At 42.9% G+C, this 1056-nt stretch carries 1 protein-coding gene; it reads left to right on the forward strand.

Annotated elements, in window-relative coordinates; translation table 11 throughout:
- The coding region (locus ACFIKD_RS09550) for a tyrosine-type recombinase/integrase (RefSeq protein ID WP_375647918.1) at positions 1 to 1056 on the forward strand (1056 nt) is incomplete at both ends.

Genomic DNA, 1056 nt, shown 5'->3' on the forward strand with positions numbered 1-1056 from the left:
GGCTGGCAAATATAATGATGGTGCCGGCTTGTTACTTCATAAGCGTAAAGATGGAGGTGCTCAATGGATTTACCGTTATACCATTCATGGTCGGCGCCGCGAAATGGGCTTGGGTGCCTTGAGAGATGTTTCTTTAAAACAAGCCCGTGAATTGGCAACTGGGTGGCGTTCTGTTCTTCGTGAAGGGCGTGACCCTATTAAAGAACGTGAAAAACAAAAGCGTGAGGCAATAAGTAATCTCCATTATTTAAAAGATATCGCGTTGGATGCTTTTGAAAGTCGTAAAGCTGAATTAAAAAATGATGGTAAAGATGGGGATTGGTTTTTACCATTACGCCTTCATATTCTGCCCAAATTAGGCTGTCTTCCCGTTTCTGAGATTACACAAACAGAGATACGCAATGTTCTTGCCCCTATTTGGCATACAAAAGCTGGAACAGCTAATAGAGCTCTTATTCGTCTCAACCTTTGTCTTAAACATGCGGCTGCCTTAGGATTGAATGTTGATTTACAAGCAGTAGAAAAAGCACGCGCGCTCTTAGGTAAACAACGTCATAAAACGCAAAATTTACCAGCCATGGATTGGAGAGAGGTTCCGGCTTTTTATAAAACACTCTGTGAAGCATCAACCATAACACAACTGGCTTTGCGTTTGCTTATTCTGACAGGCGTTCGTACCAATCCTTTACGTCATATTCATAAAGATCAAGTTGAGGAGGATATATGGACCATTCCTGCTGAGAATATGAAAGGAAGGCGTGATGCTACAACAGAATTTCGCGTGCCTCTATCAACAGAAGCATTAGAAATTCTAAAACAAGCGCGCTTGCTCTCTCGTAATGATTTCTTTTTTTCTGCTAGAGGTCGTGGTCCCCTCGCTGAGAAATGTATGGCTACGTATATGAGAAAAAATAAAATTGAAGCCTGCCCCCATGGATTTCGCTCTAGTTTACGCAATTGGCTCGCTGAAACAACCGATGCCCCTTATGAAGTCGCAGAAACTATTCTAAGTCATACGGTCGGCGGTAAAGTAGAGCGTGCCTATCGTCGGACTGA

The organism is Bartonella sp. CR84HXZ (genome assembly GCF_042194535.1).
Taxonomy (GTDB): Bacteria; Pseudomonadota; Alphaproteobacteria; order Rhizobiales; family Rhizobiaceae; genus Bartonella; species Bartonella grahamii.